Genomic DNA, 18695 nt, shown 5'->3' with positions numbered 1-18695 from the left:
AATTCTTTCCAGGCAAACACTGCCTAGTGTGCTTCATCCCAATTGTGCGCCGCGCGCGCATCGACCTTGAGCGGCACGGATAGCGAGACGGCAGGCATTGCCGCATTCTCCATCACATCGCGGATCACCGGTATCGTCGCCTCGACCTCCGCTTCCGCGGTTTCGAAGATCAGTTCGTCGTGCACCTGCAGCAGCATCCGCGCTGAAAGCTTGGCTTCGTCAAGCGCGGATTCCATCCGTACCATGGCGCGGCGGATGATATCGGCAGCCGATCCCTGTATCGGCGCATTAATGGCGGCGCGCTCGTTGAAGGCGCGGTGCTGCGGATTCGACGAGCGGATTTCGGGATAATGCGCGCGGCGTCCGAAGATCGTCTCCACATAGCCGTATTGGCGTGCAAAGGCCTTGGTCGATTCCATATAGTCCCTGATTCCGGGAAATCGCTCGAAATAGGTGCGGATATATTGGCCGGCTTCCTCGCGCGGGATCGACAACTGGTTGGCAAGACCAAACGCGGAAATACCGTAGATGATGCCGAAATTGATCGCCTTGGCGCGGCGGCGCACTTCCGCCGGCATGTCCTTGACCGGAACGCCGAACATTTCCGAGGCGGTCATTGCGTGGATGTCGATACCATCCGCAAAAGCCTGTGTAAGCTGCGGAATTTCCGCCACATGTGCGAGCACGCGCAATTCGATCTGGCTGTAGTCGGCCGAAATCAACTTGTTGCCTGGCTCTGCAATGAAGGCGGTGCGTATCTTGCGGCCTTCAGCCGTCCGCACCGGAATGTTCTGCAGGTTCGGCTCGGATGAGGAGAGACGGCCTGTCGATGTCGCAGCAAGCGCATAGGATGTGTGGACGCGCCTGGTGCGCGGATGGATATAACCGGGGAGGGCGTCCGTATAGGTCGATTTGAGTTTCGTCAGCTGACGCCAATCGACGATCTTGCGGGGGAGTTCGTGGCCTTCCGCCGCCAGTTCCTCGAGCAATTGCGCCGTTGTCGACCATTGGCCGGTCTTGGTCTTGGTCCCGCCTGGAAGGCCCATCTTGCCGAAAAGGATATCGCCCATCTGCTTGGGCGAGCCGATATTGATCCGCTCGCCTGCGAGCTTGTAGATGTCGTCTTCGATCGCCGCGGCCGTCTGGGCAAAATCGCCGGAGAGGCGGGAAAGGATTTGCCGGTCGACCGAAATGCCGCGCTCTTCCATGCGTGCAAGCACGGGAATGAGCGGCCGCTCCAGACGTTCGTAGACGGAAGCGATACTATCGGCGGCAAGGCGCGGCTTCAAAAGACGCCACAGCCTTAAGGTGACATCGGCATCCTCGCCTGCATATTCGGCGGCGCGCTCGATCGGCACCTTGTCGAATGTAACCGATGACTTACCAGAGCCGATCAACTCCTTGTAGGCCATGGGCTTGTGACCGAGCCAGCGATCGCACAGCGCATCCATAGAATGGCTGCCCTCGCCGGCGTCGAGCACGTAGGAAATAAGCATCGTGTCGTCGAGCGGGTGAAGGTCGATGCCATGGCGATGCATGATCAGCCATTCATACTTCATCCCATGCGCGATCTTCAGAACAGAACGGTCTTCGAGGAGTGGTTTCAGCCTGGCAAACACCTCCTGCTCGGGTATCTGCCGCTCGACCAGTCCGCCGCCAAGAAGATCGCCGTCGCCGGATTTATGGTTGATCGGTATATAGGCAGCACGGCCCGGACGCGTTGCCAACGAAATGCCCACGACATCGGCCTGCATGGGATCCGGCGAATTCGTTTCCGTATCGAAGGCGATGATGCCGGAGGTCATGGCCTCGTCGATCCAGACCTGCAATGTCGCGACATCGCGAATCGTAACATAGGCGCTCCTGTCGAAGCGCGCCGCAAGCGCCTCGTCGGTGCGCGATTTGACCAGGTCAGCCGGCGTTGCCGTGAAATTCTCCGTACCCGACCGCGCCGTGGGCGATACCGCCGACGGCGACTTGATCTCCACAGGCTCGAAATCTCCAACCTCGACGTCGAGATCCGGGCCATGGGCTTCGGCAACCGCTTCGATTTTCAATTGAGCGGGGGCAATCGAGCTGGCGTCCACGCCAGTCGCTTCCGCGGCGCGGCGCGTCAGCGCGTTGAATTCCATCGCCTTGAGGAAAGCGATGAGTTTCTTTCCGTCCTGCGGCTCGAGACCGAATTCCTCAAGCCCGACCTCGACGGGCGTGTCCTTTTTCAGCGTAACCAGTTGGCGCGAAATGCGCGCCTGCTCGGCGTGCTCGATGATGTTTTCGCGGCGCTTCTGCTGCTTGATATCCCCCGCGCGCGCCAGAAGCGTATCGAGATCGCCGAACTCCTCCAGCAGTTGCGCCGCCGTCTTTGGCCCAATGCCTGGTATGCCCGGCACATTGTCGGTCGAATCGCCGGTCAGCGCCTGCAGGTCGATCATTTTCTCCGGTGGCACGCCCCACTTTTCGACAACGTCCGCGATGCCGATCTGCTTGTCCTTCATGCTGTCATACATCGACACGTTCGGCGTCACGAGCTGCATCAGATCCTTGTCCGACGAAATGATGGTGACTTCGGCGCCGGCTTCCTCGGCCATGCGCGCATAGGTGGCAATGAGGTCATCGGCCTCGTAGCCGTTCATTTCGATGCACGGCAGGTTGAAGGCCTTGGTCGCCTGGCGGATGAGACCGAACTGCGGAATGAGGTCCTCCGGCGGCGCCGAACGATTGGCCTTGTATTCCGGATAAATCTCCTTGCGGAAGGTGTGCGAGGAATAGTCGAAGATGACGGCAAAATGTGTCGGGGTATCGCGCACCGATGTGTCGCGCGCCTCTCGCAACAGCTTCCACAACATGTTGCAGAAGCCCGCTACCGCGCCAACGGGAAGGCCGTCGGATTTGCGCGTTAGGGGAGGGAGAGCATGATAGGCCCGGAAGATGTAGCCGGAGCCGTCGACGAGGAAGAGATGATCACCTTTTTTCATGGGCGATAGGATTAAATGATGATCCTCGAAAATGGAATGACATGGCGATTTCTTTCAACGAAAGATCCGGAGGCACCTGACGCATCCTGACAGGAGTGCGGTTCTTTCCACAGCCAGCGAGGGTATCCATCGGGGCCTGAGCCGGCTCACCAGACCATCACACGTTTGTTACAAAGATGTAATCTTCCGTGCCCTTGAATTGCCACGGTTTGCCTCCCAAATTCAGGGTGTCGACGTTAGATCGATGTCCGGATTTAAGGCTCGTCCCCCGCCTGACCCCGGACTGCGGGCCAACCTCATCCCCCTCTCCAGGGTTGACCGCAAATGAGTGTAGTGATCTGGTCGCCTGTGGTCCCCCCGCCACGGCGACCATTTCTTTTTGGCCTTCTGGATGGCCAGTTTTTTCTGCCCCTCCTGATAAAATGCGCTAATAAGAACTCCCTCTACGAGTCCCGGTCCACAGATAATCAGGAAATGCCATGCCAGCTCTCGAACCCGTCTTGAACGCACTTGATAACAATCTCGACAACAGCCTGGAGCGGCTTTTCGACCTGTTGCGGATCAAGTCGATCTCTACGGATCCGGCCTACAAGGATGAATGCCGCAAGGCGGCGGAGTGGCTCGTCGCCGACCTCAAATCCATAGGCTTTGACGCGAGCGTCCGCGATACGCCGGGGCACCCGATGGTCGTCGCGCATCACGATGGTCCAGGCGCGGATGCGCCCCACGTGCTGTTTTACGGCCACTACGATGTGCAGCCCGTCGATCCGTTGGAGCTTTGGGAGAACGATCCCTTCGACCCGGCGATCAAGGATGCCGGCAATGGCCGCAAGATACTGACGGGCCGCGGCACATCCGACGACAAGGGCCAGCTTATGACCTTCGTCGAGGCATGCCGCGCTTACAAGCAAATGCACGGCCAACTGCCGGTAAGGGTGTCGATCCTCTTCGAAGGCGAGGAAGAATCCGGCTCGCCTTCGCTGAAGCCGTTCCTGACGGCCCACAAGGATGAGCTCAAGGCGGATTTCGCGCTGGTCTGCGACACGGGCATGTGGAACGTGGAAACGCCGGCCATCTCAGTTGGGCTGCGCGGCCTCGTCGGCGAAAACATCACCGTCAAGGCGGCTGATCGTGATCTCCACTCCGGCATGTTCGGCGGCGTCGCCGCCAATCCGATTCACATTCTTGCGAAGGCGCTCGCCGATCTGCACGATGAGAACGGTGCGGTAACTGTCCCCGGTTTTTATGACGGCGTCGAAGAAACACCGACGCAGATCCTGCAGATGTGGAAAGGTCTTGGCACCACGCCGGAAAACTTCCTCGGACCGGTCGGTCTTTCGATCCCTTCCGGCGAAAAGGGCCGCTCGGTCCTCGAACTCGTATGGGCGCGCCCAACGGCCGAAATCAACGGCATTACCGGTGGCTATACCGGTGCAGGCTTCAAGACCGTGATTGCGGCGGAAGCGTCGGCGAAGGTGTCGTTCCGACTCGTCCATAAGCAGGAGCCGGCGAAGGTGCGCGAGGCCTTCCGCGCTTTTGTCCGCGAGCGGATTCCTGCCGACTGCACGGTGGAGTTCCACGAGCATGGCGGCTCGCCGGCAATCCAGCTTGCCTATGAATCACCGCTTTTGACCAAGGCGAAGAATGCGCTGAGCGACGAATGGCCGAAGCCGGCAGTACTCATCGCCATGGGGGGTTCCATCCCGATCGTTGGCGATTTCCAGCACATGCTGGGCATGGATTCCCTGCTCGTTGGCTACGGCCTGGAGGATGACCGAATTCACTCCCCCAACGAAAAATACGAACTCACCTCGTTCCACAAGGGACAGAGGTCCTGGGCGCGCATCCTCGATGCGCTGGCCCGCTAATTGAAAGAGACAGGCCGATGACAATTCGCTTCCACCGCAACGATCTTCCCGATCTCAGCCGCTACCAGGTCGATGCGGTTGCCATAGATACGGAGACGCTGGGCCTCAATCCGCATCGCGACCGCCTGTGTGTGGTGCAGATATCACCCGGCGATGGCTCCGCCGACGTCATCCAGATCGACCGGGACCAGAAGACGGCGCCGAATCTTGTCAAGATTCTGGGCGACGATGCCATTACCAAGATCTTCCACTACGGCCGGTTTGATCTTGCGGTGCTGTTCCATACCTTCGGCGTGATGCCAAAACCCGTATACTGCACCAAGATCGCATCGCGGCTGTCGCGCACCTATACGGATCGGCACGGCCTCAAGGACCTGTGCAGCGAACTGCTCGAGGTCAACCTGTCAAAACAGCAGCAATCGTCCGATTGGGCGGCGCCGGATTTGTCACAGGCCCAATTGGAATATGCTGCGTCCGATGTGCTCTACCTGCATCGGTTGCGCACGATCCTGCAGCACCGTCTCGTGCGCGACGGGCGGGCGGAAGAGGCGGCAGCCTGCTTCGAATTCCTGCCGACGCGCGCCAAGCTCGACCTCATGGGTTGGGACGAGCAGGATATTTTCGCCCACAGCTGAATAAAGCTGAAGTTCTATTCGGCCGAAGCCATCGCCTCTCTCGGGGCGGGGGCGCGGTCGATATGGGCCCATGGCGGCCGCTTGAACAGGAATTGCCCGTAGCCGGTCCACTGGATCAATCCATAGAGGATGACCGGGCCGATCACGCCGCAAATCACGGTGAGGAGCGAAATCGTGCCGATATCGGTGATGATGCCAAGCTTCAACAGGATCGTGCGGGCAAGCGCCATCGGCAGGAAGAAGGCGAGGTAAACGACGATCGAGTGTGCGCCGAGCCAGCGCAGCGGTTTGACGAGCCAGGCTTGCGAAGCGCCCAATCTGGCGAGCAGTGCCGAAACCGATACGATGGCGATGGCCCCGGCAAAGCCGGCGGCAAGCGAGATTATCGGGACGCTGCTCCAGCCACCAAGACCGCCGGATGTATAGGACTCTTCCGGGATCCACGCTGCGAACGGTTGCGTTGCCGGGTGAAAGACGAGCCAGCCGTTGACGAGCGCCCAGACGCCGAGCACGCCGAGCGCCGTTGCCGGACGCTCCCGCAGCCAGGCGGCAAGACGGAAGATGACAGGCGCGAAGGCGTAGCCTGCAAAGAAATAGACGTAGCGGCTGCAGAATTCATCGATGACCAGCCAGCCGGTGTGAATTGGCAGCGTCTCGAGAGCGGCAGCAATGATAAGCACGACCCAGACATTCACGTGTCTGATAAGTCGCGTGACGACGAAGAATAACGGCAGCAGATAGATGAACCACAAGGTTCCAAACGGCTGGATGAAGGACAGAAGATACGCGGAGAGGGCGCCGTCGCCGCCGCTTTCCGCAACGATACCCGGCGCCTTGAACAGGAACTGGATCGTCAGCCAGAGCACGTAGAAATAGGCAAAATGCACGATTTTGCGGTCGGCATAGCGCAACCACGGGCGATCGATGACGAGGCCGAGGAAAAGGCCGGAGATCATGAAAAAGTCCGGCATGCGGAAGGGCTGGGCAAAGGCGACAACCGCATGCATCCAGCCGCGCGCGCCCGCCTCGTTCTCGACGCCGAGCACCGAATGCATCATCACAACGAATATGATGCAGATTCCCTTGGCAATATCGACCCAATCGACGCGCGTCTTTTCAACAGTATTCATGAATGTTATTCCCCAAGCCAACCGGCACCTACATATAGGAAAAAACAAAAATCGAAATAAAATTCAGGTGATGAGCAGAAGCTGATTGCAAACAAGCCCCAAAAACAAAAGAGCCGGGCTAAGAGCCCGGCGAATTGTGAACGCTAATGCGTCCAGAGGGGAACACGCAACGAGCGAAAAATGGGAGGAGAACCACTCGTTACGCAAGAATTAAAATAGAACCGGGCCCAAATCTTTTCAAGGGCCGCAAGATAATATTTTACGCGTGGCATTATTTGGAAATCGCGAAGAGGGTCTACCTGGGCTCGATACCAAGTCATAAGCTCCCTCTAGAGCGCCCTCGGAGCTATTGCGGAAGATCCTTGCACACGCCATGCCCGCGCAGCTGGCAACCGCCAAGACGGTATTGCGCTTCCGCGTCGGGCTTGGGGTTCAGCCGTTCGATAGCCCCGCCGCCACAGCCGCTCAACAGGATGCCAAGTGCGGCCAGAATGAAAAGACGCATGGGTATGCTCCGAGTGATGCTTTCCCGACCGTAACGATCGCCCGCAGCAATCTCAACCACCCCGTGGCTGCGATTTTCCCACATCACGCACAATTTAACCGCACCTTAAATCGCCGCATTTACCCTGCAACGGGTCGCGGGATCATTCTTCGAACGCATACGGGGCGAGACTACTCATTCATGGCACGCGGCACGGGCAAGCAACGTATCGAACCGCGCTTTGGTTCGGATCGCCGTTCGGGCGACGATTTGCGCGCAGATCCGGAGGACAGGCCAGTGGCAAAACGCAAGACGACGCGCAAGCCCGCCGCATCCAGGCGGCGCAAGACGCGTCGTAGCGGAGGTGGCGGCGGCTTCATCGGCCTCCTGCGCCGCATGGTTTACTGGTCGATGGTTCTTTGCCTGTGGGGCGGTATCGGCCTTGCCGGCACTGTCATCTATTTTGCCGCGAAGATGCCGCAGACGACGACCTGGGCCATCCCGGATCGTCCGCCAAACGTGAAAATCGTTTCGGTCGAGGGCGATCTCATTGCCAATCGCGGCGCTTCCGGCGGCGAGGCCATCAGCCTGCACGACATGTCGCCCTATATTCCCGAGGCCGTCGTCGCCATCGAGGACCGGCGGTTCTATTCGCATTTCGGCGTCGATCCGATCGGGTTTGCCCGCGCGATGGCAACCAATCTCATTTCCGGACGGCTCGTGCAGGGCGGCTCCACCATTACCCAGCAGCTTGCCAAAAATCTGTTCCTGACGCCCGACCGGACCATCGAGCGCAAGGTGCAGGAAGTGCTGCTCGCGCTGTGGCTGGAGCGCAAATACACCAAGGATCAAATCCTCGAAATGTATTTGAACCGGGTCTATCTGGGCTCGGGTTCCTATGGCGTCGCGGCCGCGTCCCGGCGCTATTTCAACAAATCCGCCAAGGAGGTGACGCTGCCCGAGGCGGCGCTCATCGCCGGGCTCCTCAAGGCGCCGTCACGCCTTTCGCCGGCGCGTGACCCGAAAGCCGCCCGCGAGCGGTCGCAACTCGTGCTCGCGGCCATGCGCGAACAGGGCATGATCGGCGACAAGGAGCTCAATTTTGCCATGAAGCAGCCGGCCACCCGGGCCGCCTCCTATTGGAGCGGCTCGGAGCAATATGTCGCTGATCGCGTCATGGAGGAATTGCCGGGCCTGATCGGCGATGTGCGCAGCGATGTCATTGTCGATACGACGGTCGATCTCGGCTTGCAAAAGCTCGGCGAAGCGTCGATTCGCGACCTCATCAGCAAGAACGGCGAAAAGCTCAATGTTTCGCAGGGCGCGATGGTGTCGATCGACGGCACCGGCGCCGTGCGGGCGCTGATTGGCGGCTATGACTACGCCAACAGCCAGTTCGACCGCGCCAGCGAGGCCAAGCGGCAGCCGGGCTCGGCCTTCAAACCCTTCGTTTACCTCTCCGCGCTCGAACAGGGATTTACACCGGAATCGGTGCGCAACGACGCGCCTATCCGCATCGGCAACTGGACCCCAGGCAACTTTAACGGCAAGTATTTCGGCAAGGTGACGCTTGCGGAAGCCCTGGCGCGCTCGCTGAACTCGGTGTCGGCGCAGCTCGTCATGGAAGTTGGACCAAGCACGGTGGTGTCGACGGCGCATCGGCTCGGCATCGAATCGAACCTTACCGCCAATGCATCGCTCGCGCTCGGCACGTCCGAAGTGACCCTCCTCGAACTTACCGATTCCTTCGTGCCCTTTGCCAATGGCGGCTACAAGGCGCCGATCCACATCATCCGCCGCGTGACGACCAACGAGGGCAAGGTGCTCTACGAGTTCAAGCGCCCGCAGCCGTCTCGCGTTATCGATGAGCGCAATGTCGGCATGATGAATGCCATGTTGCGCCAGACCGTTGACAGCGGAACCGCCACCAAGGCGAAGTTCGGCTGGCCGGCTGCAGGCAAGACCGGCACAAGCCAGAATTTCCGCGATGCCTGGTTCATCGGCTATACGTCAAACCTGACCACCGGCGTATGGTTCGGCAATGATGACGGCAAGCCGACCAAGAAGATCACCGGCGGTTCGCTGCCCGCCATCGCCTGGAAAGATTTCATGGTCGCCGCGCATAAGGGCGTGCCGGTGGCGCAGCTTCCCGGCGATTATCAGCTGCATCAGCAGGTCATCGAGGGCAATGATGTTCTTCCCGGATCAGGCGACAGCGTTCCCGCTGCCGAGGGCGTGCCGTCGGCCCAGCTCGATCCGGCAGGCCAGATGCCGCCAGCCGACCTTGGCGATCAAACTGGATCGACCCATCCCGTGCCGCCCGGCAGTGTCAGTGGCGGCAAGGGGCGCAAGACAACCCTGTTCGATCTGATCATGGGCAATTGATCGATGTTTTGCGCGGTTTTGCATCGCGCAAGCATCAATGACTGATTACTGGCTCAAGGTACGCTTGACAGCCGTTTTCCAGCCCGCGATCTTTGCCTTGCGGGTCTTCTCGTCCATCTTCGGCGTGAACTGCGTCTCGCGTTCCCAGGTCTTGGCGAAATCGCGCCGGTTCGGCCAGATGCCTGCTTTCGACCCCGCGAGCCATGCGGCTCCAAGCGCTGTCGTTTCCAAGATTACCGGCCGGTCCACGGGTGCATCCAGGATGTCAGCAAGTCGCTGCATGGTCCAGTCTGAAGCGACCATGCCGCCATCGACGCGCAGCACGGTCTTTTTGTCCGATGCCTTCCAGTCCTTGCGCATGGCGTCGAGAAGATCGCGGGTCTGGTACGCGACGGATTCAAGCGCCGCGCGGGCAAACTCGGCCGGGCCGCTGTTGCGCGTGAGGCCATAGATCGCGCCGCGCGCTTCCGCATCCCAATGCGGTGCGCCGAGCCCGACGAAGGCCGGCACAAGATAGACGTCCTGGCTCGGATCGGCCTGATCGGCGAGTTTGCCGGTCTCCGGCGCCGAGCCGATGATCTTGAGGCCGTCACGCAACCATTGGACGGCGGCGCCGGCGATGAAGATCGAGCCTTCGAGCGCATAAGTGGTCTTGCCGTTCAGGCGGTAGGCGATCGTAGTCAGCAGGCGGTTCTTCGAAAGGACCATATCGCTGCCGGTGTTGAGCAGGGCAAAGCAGCCGGTTCCGTATGTCGATTTGAACATGCCGGGTTCGAAACAGGCCTGGCCAATGGTCGCCGCGTGCTGATCGCCGGCAACGCCGAGGATCGGTATTGCCGCACCGAGCAGCGAGGCTTCGGCAGCGCCGTAGTTGGCGGCGCAGTCCTTCACCTCAGGAAGCATCGCCCGCGGAATGCGCAGGATCTCAAGAAGCTCGTCATCCCACGCATTGGTCGCGATATTGAAGAGCAGCGTGCGCGACGCATTGGTGGCGTCGGTCGCGTGCACCTTGCCACCGGTCAAGCGCCAGATGAGGAAACTGTCGATGGTGCCGAACAACAGCTCGCCATTGGCCGCGCGCTTGCGGGCACCGGGTACCTTGTCGAGCAGCCATGCGAGCTTGGTGCCGGAAAAATAGGGGTCGAGCAGCAGCCCGGTCTTGCGCGTGAACGTCTTCTCCAGCCCCTGCTTCTTCAGCTTCTGGCACAATGACGCCGTCCGGCGGTCCTGCCAGACGATGGCGTTATGGATCGGTTTGCCGGTCGTTCGATCCCAGACGATAACTGTCTCGCGCTGGTTGGTTATGCCGATGGCGGCGACGTCGCCGGCCTGAATCCTGGCGTTCTCGATGGCGACTTCGCATGTGCTGAGCACCGACTGCCAGATTTCGTCGGGATCATGCTCGACCCAGCCCGACTGCGGGTAGATTTGGGTGAATTCCTGCTGGCTTTTGCCGACCACGTGGCGATTGTGATCGAAGACGATGGCGCGACTCGAAGTCGTGCCCTGGTCGATGGCCAAAACATATCCGTTCATGCTTCCCCCCTGATTTGGCGCCAAGATATTTGCTTGGTTGGGCCAGATCAATCGCTGCGACATGATAAGCCTCGAATTTAGGCTGTTCTTGCTCTAAGGCTGATGCAACGGAGTATCGCCATGTCCAATGATGAGCCACGCAAGGTCCTTGTCCTTACCGGAGCAAGCCGCGGTATCGGCCACGCTACTGTCAAGCGCTTTTCGCGCGCCGGCTGGCGCGTGATCACTTGCTCACGCCAGGATTTTTCCGAAAACTGCCCTTGGCCTGCGGGTCCTGACGACCATATCAAGGTCGATCTTGCCGATCCTGCCGACGTCGATCACGCTGTCGCGGAGATCCGCAGCCGCCTCGCGGCCGAGGGCGGCAGGCTGAACGCACTCGTCAACAATGCCGGCATATCGCCGAAGAACAGCGCCGGCGACCGGCTCGATTCGATCGTTACGCCGATGCAGACGTGGATGACGGTGTTCCAGGTCAATTTCTTCGCGCCGATCATGCTCGCGCGAGGCTTGTTCAATGAACTCGAGGCTGCCCAAGGTTCAGTGGTCAACGTCACGTCGATTGCTGGCAGCCGCGTCCATCCGTTTGCCGGTACGGCCTATGCCACGTCGAAGGCCGCGCTTGCTTCGCTGACGCGTGAAATGGCTTCGGATTTCGGACCGCACGGCATAAGGGTCAATGCGATCGCGCCGGGCGAGATCGACACGGCCATCCTGTCACCGGGGACGGATAAGCTCGTCGAGCAACTGCCGCTGCGCCGGCTGGGCAAGACTGCCGAGGTCGCCGAGACGATCTATTTCCTCTGCACTGAATCCTCTTCCTATGTGACCGGATCCGAGATTCATATCAACGGCGGCCAGCACGTTTAGCGCAGGTACGATGGGGCGGCGGAAGTTTCATCGCCACCCCGACCCTCCCCACAAGGGGGAGGGAAGGGAGCGGGCACCGCAGTGTTGTCGGCGACCAACCGTACCGAAGGCTTCGAACGGTCAAACGTAGCGGTTGACGATGTTTTCCAGATATTCCTGCCGGCCGGAGCGCGGCTGCGGCTGGATGTTCTTGTCCTCGACCCGTTTGGCGATCGCGTCGAGCGATTCGTTGCCCGAGAGCATCGCCTGCGCCTCCGGCGTCGACCATCCGGCATAGCGATCGTCGACGAAGCTCGTCAGCGCCTTGTCCTCGATCATCTTTGCCGCTGCCTTGAGGCCGCGCGCGCAGGTATCCATGCCGCCAATATGGGCGATCAGAAGATCCTGCGGGTCTATCGACTGGCGGCGCAGCTTGGCGTCGAAATTCGTGCCGCCTGTGGTGAAGCCGCCGGCCTTCAGCACCTCGTAGTAGGCGAGCGCGATTTCTGGAACATTGTTCGGGAACTGGTCCGTGTCCCAGCCCGACTGGTAGTCGTTGCGGTTCATGTCGATGGAGCCGAATATGCCGAGCGCCGCCGCTGTCGCCAGCTCATGTTCGAACGAATGGCCGGCAAGGATGGCATGGCCCTGTTCGAGGTTGACCTTCACTTCGTTCTCCAGGCCGAAACGCTTCAGAAAGCCGTAGACCGTCGCCGCATCGTAATCGTACTGGTGCTTGGTGGGTTCCTGGGGCTTGGGTTCAATGAGGATCGTGCCCTTGAAGCCGATCTTGTGCTTGTACTCTACGACGAGGCTTAGAAACCGGCCCATCTGGTCGAGTTCACGCTTCATGTCGGTGTTGAGCAGGGTCTCATAGCCCTCGCGTCCGCCCCACAGCACGTAATTTTCGCCGCCAAGCTTCTGCGTCACGTCGATACAGCTTTTGACCGTGGCTGCCGCATAGGCGAAGACATCCGGATCGGGGTTTGTGGCTGCGCCCGACATATACCGGCGGTTGGAGAAGAGGTTGGCCGTGCCCCAGAGCAATTTGGTGCCGGTCTTTTCCATCTTGCCGGCGAAATAGTCGGCGATCTCTTGCAGGCGGCTGTTGCTCTCGTTGATCGTGTCGCCTTCGGGACGCACATCCGCGTCATGGAAGCAGAAATAGGGCGCGCCGAGGATAGAGAACATTTCGAAGGCAACGTCGGCCTTCAGTTTGGCGCCTTCCATCGTGTCGTTGAACCAGGGGCGTTCGAAGGTCTGACCGCCGAAAGGATCGCCGCCTGGCCAGACGAAGGAGTGCCAGTAGGCGACGGCGAAGCGAAGATGGTCCTCAAGGCGCTTGCCAAGTACCTTCTCGTCGGGGTTGTAAAAGCGGTAGGCGAGCGGATTGTTGCTGTCCGGCCCCTCATATTTGACTGGCTTGATATCTCCGAAAAATCCGCTGCTCATGATTGAACTCCCTTAAGTGCTGGATAGAGGTTGTGATAGCGATTGTAGGCCGCGTCGAAGGCCCCGATCAGGTTCGCGTCCGGTTCGATGGTCGTATCCGTTGCGGGGGCGACGCAGATGGCATGCGGGTCAGCGTCTTCGGCAGCGATAAGCCCGAGACGAGCAGCGCCAAAGGCCGCGCCGAAATCCCCATCCGCCGGTACGTCGACCGGTATGTTGAGCGCGGTGGCGATGGCTTTCAGCCAGTAGGTGGAGCGCGATCCGCCGCCGACAGCCGTGACGCGCTTAAGCCTGGTGCCGGCGGCGGCCAGGGCATGAAGGCAATCGCGGAAGGCGAAGGCGACACCTTCGAGCACGGCCTGTGTCAGAGCCGCCCGGTCGCTCGCATGTTCGAGCCCCTGGAACGACCCGCGGATCGCTGAATCGTTGAGCGGGGTGCGTTCACCTGAAAGATAGGGCAGGAACGTCACGCCCGATGGAGTGCGCAGACCTGCTCCAAGTTCGTCCGTGAGTTCGGCGGCTTTGCGGGAAACGATCCCGGCATACCAGTTCAGGGCGTCGGTTGCCGAAAGAATAACGCCCATCTGGTGCCATGTGTCCGGCAGGGCATGGCAGAATGTGTGCACGGCGCTTTCAGGGTTTGGCAGATAGGCGCGGTTGGCGGCAAACAGCACCCCGGAAGTTCCGAGCGAAACGAAGGCATGGCCTTCTCCGACAGTGCCCATGCCGCAGGCCGATGCCGCATTGTCACCGGCTCCGCCTGCTACCACCACCTTGTCGCCCATGCCCCAGCGCGCCGCAACATCGGGCTTCAGGATGCCGGACACCTCGGTTCCCTCGACCAGCGAGGGCATGTAGCGTTCATCGAGGCCGGTTGCGGCAAGCAGTTCCGGCGACCACGCGCGCTTGCCGACATCGAGCCAGGACGTGCCGGCCGCGTCGGACATTTCGGACACATGTTCGCCCGTCAGCCAGAAACGCAAATAATCCTTCGGCAACAGAACGCGCTGCAGCCGCGCAAAAATATCGGGCTCGTTGTTGCGAACCCAGGCGATCTTCGGGGCGGTGAAACCGGGGAAGACGATGTTGCCGCTTAGGTTACGGAATTTCGGGTTGGCGTCGAGCTCGGCCGCTTCCGCGTGGCTGCGTGTGTCGTTCCAAAGGATGCAGGGACGCAGCACCTGATCGCCGGCATCGAGTAGTGTGGCGCCGTGCATCTGTCCGGAGAGGCCAATACCCTTGACGGCAGCGAGCTCCCTCCCATGGGTTGTCTTGAGCGCGGCAACAGCGTCTTCCGTCGCCCGGATCCAGTGCGAAGGATCCTGTTCCGACCAGCCTGAATGCGGGCGCGAAACGTCGAGATGTCCCGTGCCGGAGCCGACAATTTTTTGGTTCTCGTCGATCAGAAGTGCTTTGACACCGGATGTGCCGAGGTCGAGCCCGAGATACATGCTGGCTTCCTTCCTTGGGGTGTTAGAGGGCGTGCTTCAATTGAGGGTCCTTGAGGTCGCCCGGCGCGAAGATTTGCGTGTCGAGGTGAAGCAAGGACGTCATCAGGCAGCCTTGTACGATAAGCGGATGTTCGTCCGGATAACAGCGTATGCTGAGATCCTGCGTCGCGCCCCAGCCGGAAGTGCCGGAAATGACGCCGCGCAATTCCTCTTCCATGAGATCGAACACACCGGCCCCGGGTCCAACCAATGCCACCGGCACGGGATCGATCAATGAAAACAGGCTGCGAAGGCCTGCGCCGATCGCCTGGCCGGCCTTGCGGAAGGCCGCACCCTCATCGCCGTCACCGCTACGGGCCCGGCCGGTGGCGGCCGCGAACGTCGAGGGATCTATATCCTGCGGCGGCGGGGTGGATTCGTTCTCGCCCGTTATCGTCCGCAATATGGCATAGTCGCTGGCATAGGCTTCGATGCAACCCCGCCGGCCACATCGGCACAGCGCGCCTTTAGGGATGTGCAACATGTGCCCGAACTCCGCAGCCGAAGAGTGCGCCCCGACGAAGGGCTTGCCCTTGAGATAGAGGCCCATGCCGATGCCATGCGACAGCAGGATTGCTGCGAAATTCTCCCTGTAGTGTTCCGGATCGGTCCAGCGCAACGCTTCGGCTATCATGTTGCAATCATTGGCGACCGAAACATCCACGCCATAACGCCGCGAAAGGACCTTGCCAAAGGCGATGTTCGTGTCCGGCGTGATCGGCGACCACAGCATGGTGGCGCCCGTGGCGTCGGTAACGCCCTGCACCCCCATGGAAATGTGCATCAACGGGCCGGTCCCTGAGGGACGTGTATCGATGAGGCTGTCCAGCATGGCGAATATCGATTGAAACAGCGCGTCCGCCGACATTGCAAGGGTTGGCACCCGCTCCGAAATTTCAGCGACGACCTGGCCCTTGTAATCGTAGAGAACCGCATGGACGAAGTTAAGCGCGAGCTCCACGGTCACCACGCTTGCAACGTCTGGATTGAGCACCAAGGCAATTTGCGGGCGCCCGCGCCGGTTGGAACCGAGGTCGCCCTCGCGCGCTTCGATGATGATGCCCTCGGAAATCAGCGAGGTCGTGATGGCGGAAACAGTCGAGGGGCTGAGCCCGGTCTGGGCCACGATATCGGTGCGCGACAGGAGGCCGTGACGGCGCAAAGCCGCCAGCGCAAGTCTCCGATTCTGGCGCCTGACATCGTCGGGACGCGCGATCTCATCGATCAACAAACTCCACTCCTCCCCATAACCCTCTTTTTGTGCAATGCAAAAATGTTGTTGCGTTGCAATGGGTTATGCCTAGCAAAATCCATGTTGACATGGAAATGCTTTTAAGTCACTATTTTTTTCGAGCCTCGAAATAAAAGAGGTTTAGACGCGGGTCGGAGGTGTAGGCCCTCGTTCATCAGTCATCGTGCTGTGTGCACTGGGAGGATTACCATGAAGAAATATGCAACCGCTCTCACGGGCGCTGCTATCCTTGCTGTCTCTTTCGCGGGGCCCGTTCTGGCCAAAGACAAGATCGTCGGTGTGTCCTGGTCGAATTTCCAGGAAGAGCGTTGGAAGACCGACGAGGCAGCGATCAGGAAGGCGCTCGAGGCAAATGGCGACAAGTACATTTCCGCCGACGCGCAATCCTCTGCCGCCAAGCAGCTTACCGATGTCGAGAGCCTGATCTCGCAGGGCGCCAACGCGCTGATCATCCTTGCACAGGATTCGAGCGCCATCGGACCGGCCGTCGAAAAGGCGGTTGCGGAAGGTATTCCGGTGGTCGGCTATGACCGTCTCATCGAGAACAAGGATGCCTTCTACATCACCTTCGACAACAAGGAAGTCGGCCGCATGCAGGCGCGCGGTGTCTTCGCCGTCAAGCCGGAAGGCAACTACGTCTTCATCAAGGGTTCTTCGGCTGACCCGAATGCCGATTTCCTCTTTTCCGGCGCGCAGGAAGTGCTGAAGGAAGCGATCGACAGCGGCAAGATCAAGAATGTCGGCGAAGCCTATACCGACGGCTGGCTGCCGGCCAATGCCCAGAAGAACATGGAGCAGTTCCTGACCGCTAACGACAACAAGATCGACGCAGTCGTTGCGGCAAATGATGGTACCGCAGGCGGCGCCATTGCCGCTCTCCAGGCGCAGGGCCTTGCCGGCACCGTGCCGGTCTCGGGCCAGGATGCCGACTTTGCCGCGCTCAACCGCGTTGCCCTCGGCACCCAGACGGTAACGATCTGGAAGGACTCCCGCGAACTCGGCAAGCAGGCTGCCGGCATTGCTTCGGCTCTTGCCGACGGCAAGAAGATGGAAGAGATCCCGAACGTTCAGAAGTTTGCCGGCGGCGCCAACAAGGTCGAGGTCAGCGCCGTGTTCCTGACGCCCGTTCCGGTCACCAAGGATAATCTCGGCGTCGTCATCGATGCCGGCTGGGTAACGAAGGACGTCGTCTGCCAGGGCGTGAAGGCTGGCTCGGTACCGGCCTGCAACTAACACTTTCAAGTCTGATAGGATTGAGCGCCGCTGGTCCACTGGATCGGCGGCGTTCTAAAAGAAAATAAAACTGGGAGATTAACATGAGTGATCCGGCCATCAGTCTTGACCGGGCTCGCGCTTCCGAACTCGGTCTCGTTGCCAGGTTCTTCAAGGCGACCGAGCTCGATACCCGCCTCCTCGGCATGATCGGAGCGCTCGTCATCATCTGGCTTGCCTTCCAGTTTTTAACCGGCGGCCTCGTCAACGGCCAATTTCTGACACCGCGCAATCTTTGGAACCTGTCGGTCCAGACCTCTTCCATCGCGGTCATGGCGACCGGCATGGTCCTTATCATCGTCACACGCAATATCGATCTTTCCGTAGGCTCGGTGCTCGGGTTTGTCGGCATGGTGATGGGCGTGACGCAGGCCGAAATCCTGCCGAAGCTGATCGGCTTCGAACAGCCGTTCACCTGGGTTATTGCGCTCGGGCTCGGCATTGTCGTCGGCGCGCTCATCGGCGGCTTTCAGGGCTTCGTCATCGCCTTCCTCGGCGTTCCGGCCTTCATCGTTACGCTGGGCGGCTTGCTCGTTTGGCGCGGCGCTGCCTGGTGGGTCACGTCAGGTCGCACGGTCGCACCGATGGATTCGACCTTCCGCCTCATGGGCGGCGGGCCGGAAGGGTCGATCGGGGCGACCTGGAGCTGGGTTGTCGGCATTGTCGCCTGCCTTGCCATTGTCGGCATGATCGTCAACGGCCGGCGCCAGCGCAAGCGTTTCAACTTTCCCCGCCGTCCGGTCTGGGCCGAGGCCTTTATGGCGGCGATCGCCTGTTTTCTCGTCCTCGGCGCAGTTTCGATCGCCAATCATTACTATTGGCCGATCGGTATCGTCCGCAAATATGCCGAGGCCAACAACATCACCATTCCGGATGGCGGCCTGTTCATCCCGCATGGCATCGCCATCCCCGTGCTGATCGCGGTCGCAACGGGGATCATCATGACCTTCGTGACGACGCGCACGCGTTTCGGCCGCTACGTTTTCGCCATGGGCGGCAACCCGGAGGCCGCTGATCTTGCCGGCATCAACACGCGCTGGGTGACGATGAAGATCTTCATCATCATGGGCATTCTGTGCGCCATCGCGGGCGCGATATCGACCGCCCGCCTCAACGCTGCCACCAATGCGCAAGGCACGCTCGATGAACTGATGACGATCGCAGCGGCTGTCATCGGCGGAACCTCGCTCGCCGGCGGCGTCGGCACCATTGCCGGCGCGATGATCGGCGCGCTGCTGATGCAGTCGCTGAATTCGGGCATGGTCATGCTCGGTCTCGAAACGCCGCTGCAGAATATCGTTGTCGGCATCGTGCTCGTCGTTGCCGTCTGGCTCGACACGATCTATCGCCGCCGTACCGCTTGAGGG

At 60.4% G+C, this 18695-nt stretch carries 13 protein-coding genes; 6 read left to right on the top strand and 7 right to left on the bottom strand.

Annotation, left to right across the window (positions count from 1 at the left end; genetic code table 11):
- Nucleotides 1–23: 23 nt before the first annotated feature.
- Entirely contained in the window at nucleotides 24–2975 is a 2952-nt protein-coding gene (gene polA / locus BLR72_RS07420; RefSeq protein ID WP_091946921.1) for a DNA polymerase I, read from the bottom strand.
- Nucleotides 2976–3454: 479 nt separating this feature from the next.
- Between polA and BLR72_RS07415 the strand changes: the two genes are divergently transcribed.
- Both BLR72_RS07415 and BLR72_RS07410 read left to right on the top strand, forming a co-directional pair.
- Complete coding sequence (locus tag BLR72_RS07415) at nucleotides 3455–4843, top strand: M20/M25/M40 family metallo-hydrolase (RefSeq protein WP_091946918.1); 1389 nt, start codon at nucleotides 3455–3457, stop codon at nucleotides 4841–4843.
- Between the two features lie 17 nt (nucleotides 4844–4860).
- Nucleotides 4861–5478, top strand: a complete 618-nt coding sequence (locus tag BLR72_RS07410; RefSeq protein WP_091946915.1) for a ribonuclease D — start codon at nucleotides 4861–4863, stop codon at nucleotides 5476–5478.
- Nucleotides 5479–5492: 14 nt separating this feature from the next.
- Here BLR72_RS07410 and BLR72_RS07405 read toward each other — a convergent pair whose 3' ends face one another.
- Nucleotides 5493–6608 carry an acyltransferase family protein gene (locus tag BLR72_RS07405; RefSeq protein ID WP_091946911.1) on the bottom strand — a complete coding sequence of 372 codons (1116 nt, stop codon included), beginning with the start codon at nucleotides 6606–6608 and terminating at the stop codon, nucleotides 5493–5495.
- Nucleotides 6609–6954: 346 nt separating this feature from the next.
- Nucleotides 6955–7113 (bottom strand): hypothetical protein, encoded by a 159-nt coding sequence (locus tag BLR72_RS22415; protein WP_155810823.1) that lies wholly within the window; start codon nucleotides 7111–7113, stop codon nucleotides 6955–6957.
- A gap of 180 nt (nucleotides 7114–7293) precedes the next feature.
- Between BLR72_RS22415 and BLR72_RS07400 the strand changes: the two genes are divergently transcribed.
- Nucleotides 7294–9477: a transglycosylase domain-containing protein gene (locus BLR72_RS07400; RefSeq protein WP_091946906.1), complete on the top strand. Its 2184-nt coding sequence runs from the start codon at nucleotides 7294–7296 to the stop codon at nucleotides 9475–9477.
- 45 nt (nucleotides 9478–9522) lie between these two features.
- On the opposite strand, the gene glpK is transcribed toward BLR72_RS07400, so the two are convergent.
- A complete protein-coding gene (gene glpK, locus BLR72_RS07395; RefSeq protein WP_091920331.1) occupies nucleotides 9523–11013 on the bottom strand; it encodes a glycerol kinase GlpK in 1491 nt (496 codons plus the stop codon).
- A gap of 120 nt (nucleotides 11014–11133) precedes the next feature.
- Between glpK and BLR72_RS07390 the strand changes: the two genes are divergently transcribed.
- Nucleotides 11134–11883: an SDR family NAD(P)-dependent oxidoreductase gene (locus BLR72_RS07390; RefSeq protein WP_027230644.1), complete on the top strand. Its 750-nt coding sequence runs from the start codon at nucleotides 11134–11136 to the stop codon at nucleotides 11881–11883.
- A gap of 120 nt (nucleotides 11884–12003) precedes the next feature.
- On the opposite strand, the gene xylA is transcribed toward BLR72_RS07390, so the two are convergent.
- The 3 genes from xylA to BLR72_RS07375 are packed head-to-tail and all read right to left on the bottom strand — an operon-like array spanning nucleotide 12004 to nucleotide 16032.
- Nucleotides 12004–13314 (bottom strand): xylose isomerase, encoded by a 1311-nt coding sequence (gene xylA, locus BLR72_RS07385; RefSeq protein ID WP_091946903.1) that lies wholly within the window; start codon nucleotides 13312–13314, stop codon nucleotides 12004–12006.
- On the bottom strand, nucleotides 13311–14765 hold the full coding sequence (xylB, locus tag BLR72_RS07380) for a xylulokinase (RefSeq protein ID WP_091946900.1): 1455 nt from the start codon (nucleotides 14763–14765) through the stop codon (nucleotides 13311–13313). Before xylB ends, xylA begins: the two co-directional genes overlap by 4 nt.
- Before the next feature lie 22 nt (nucleotides 14766–14787).
- The gene (locus BLR72_RS07375) at nucleotides 14788–16032 is read right to left on the bottom strand and encodes an ROK family transcriptional regulator (RefSeq protein WP_091948541.1); all 1245 of its coding nucleotides are present in this window, start codon (nucleotides 16030–16032) and stop codon (nucleotides 14788–14790) included.
- Between the two features lie 213 nt (nucleotides 16033–16245).
- Between BLR72_RS07375 and xylF the strand changes: the two genes are divergently transcribed.
- Nucleotides 16246–17289, top strand: coding sequence for a D-xylose ABC transporter substrate-binding protein (xylF, locus tag BLR72_RS07370; protein WP_091946897.1), 1044 nt, complete (start codon nucleotides 16246–16248; stop codon nucleotides 17287–17289).
- 83 nt (nucleotides 17290–17372) lie between these two features.
- Nucleotides 17373–18692, top strand: a complete 1320-nt coding sequence (locus tag BLR72_RS07365; RefSeq protein ID WP_051614660.1) for a sugar ABC transporter permease — start codon at nucleotides 17373–17375, stop codon at nucleotides 18690–18692.
- Nucleotides 18693–18695 lie beyond the last annotated feature (3 nt).

This window comes from Phyllobacterium sp. YR620, from assembly GCF_900104165.1.
GTDB lineage: Bacteria > Pseudomonadota > Alphaproteobacteria > Rhizobiales > Rhizobiaceae > Phyllobacterium > Phyllobacterium pellucidum.
This window is presented reverse-complemented; position numbering and strand designations above follow the sequence as displayed.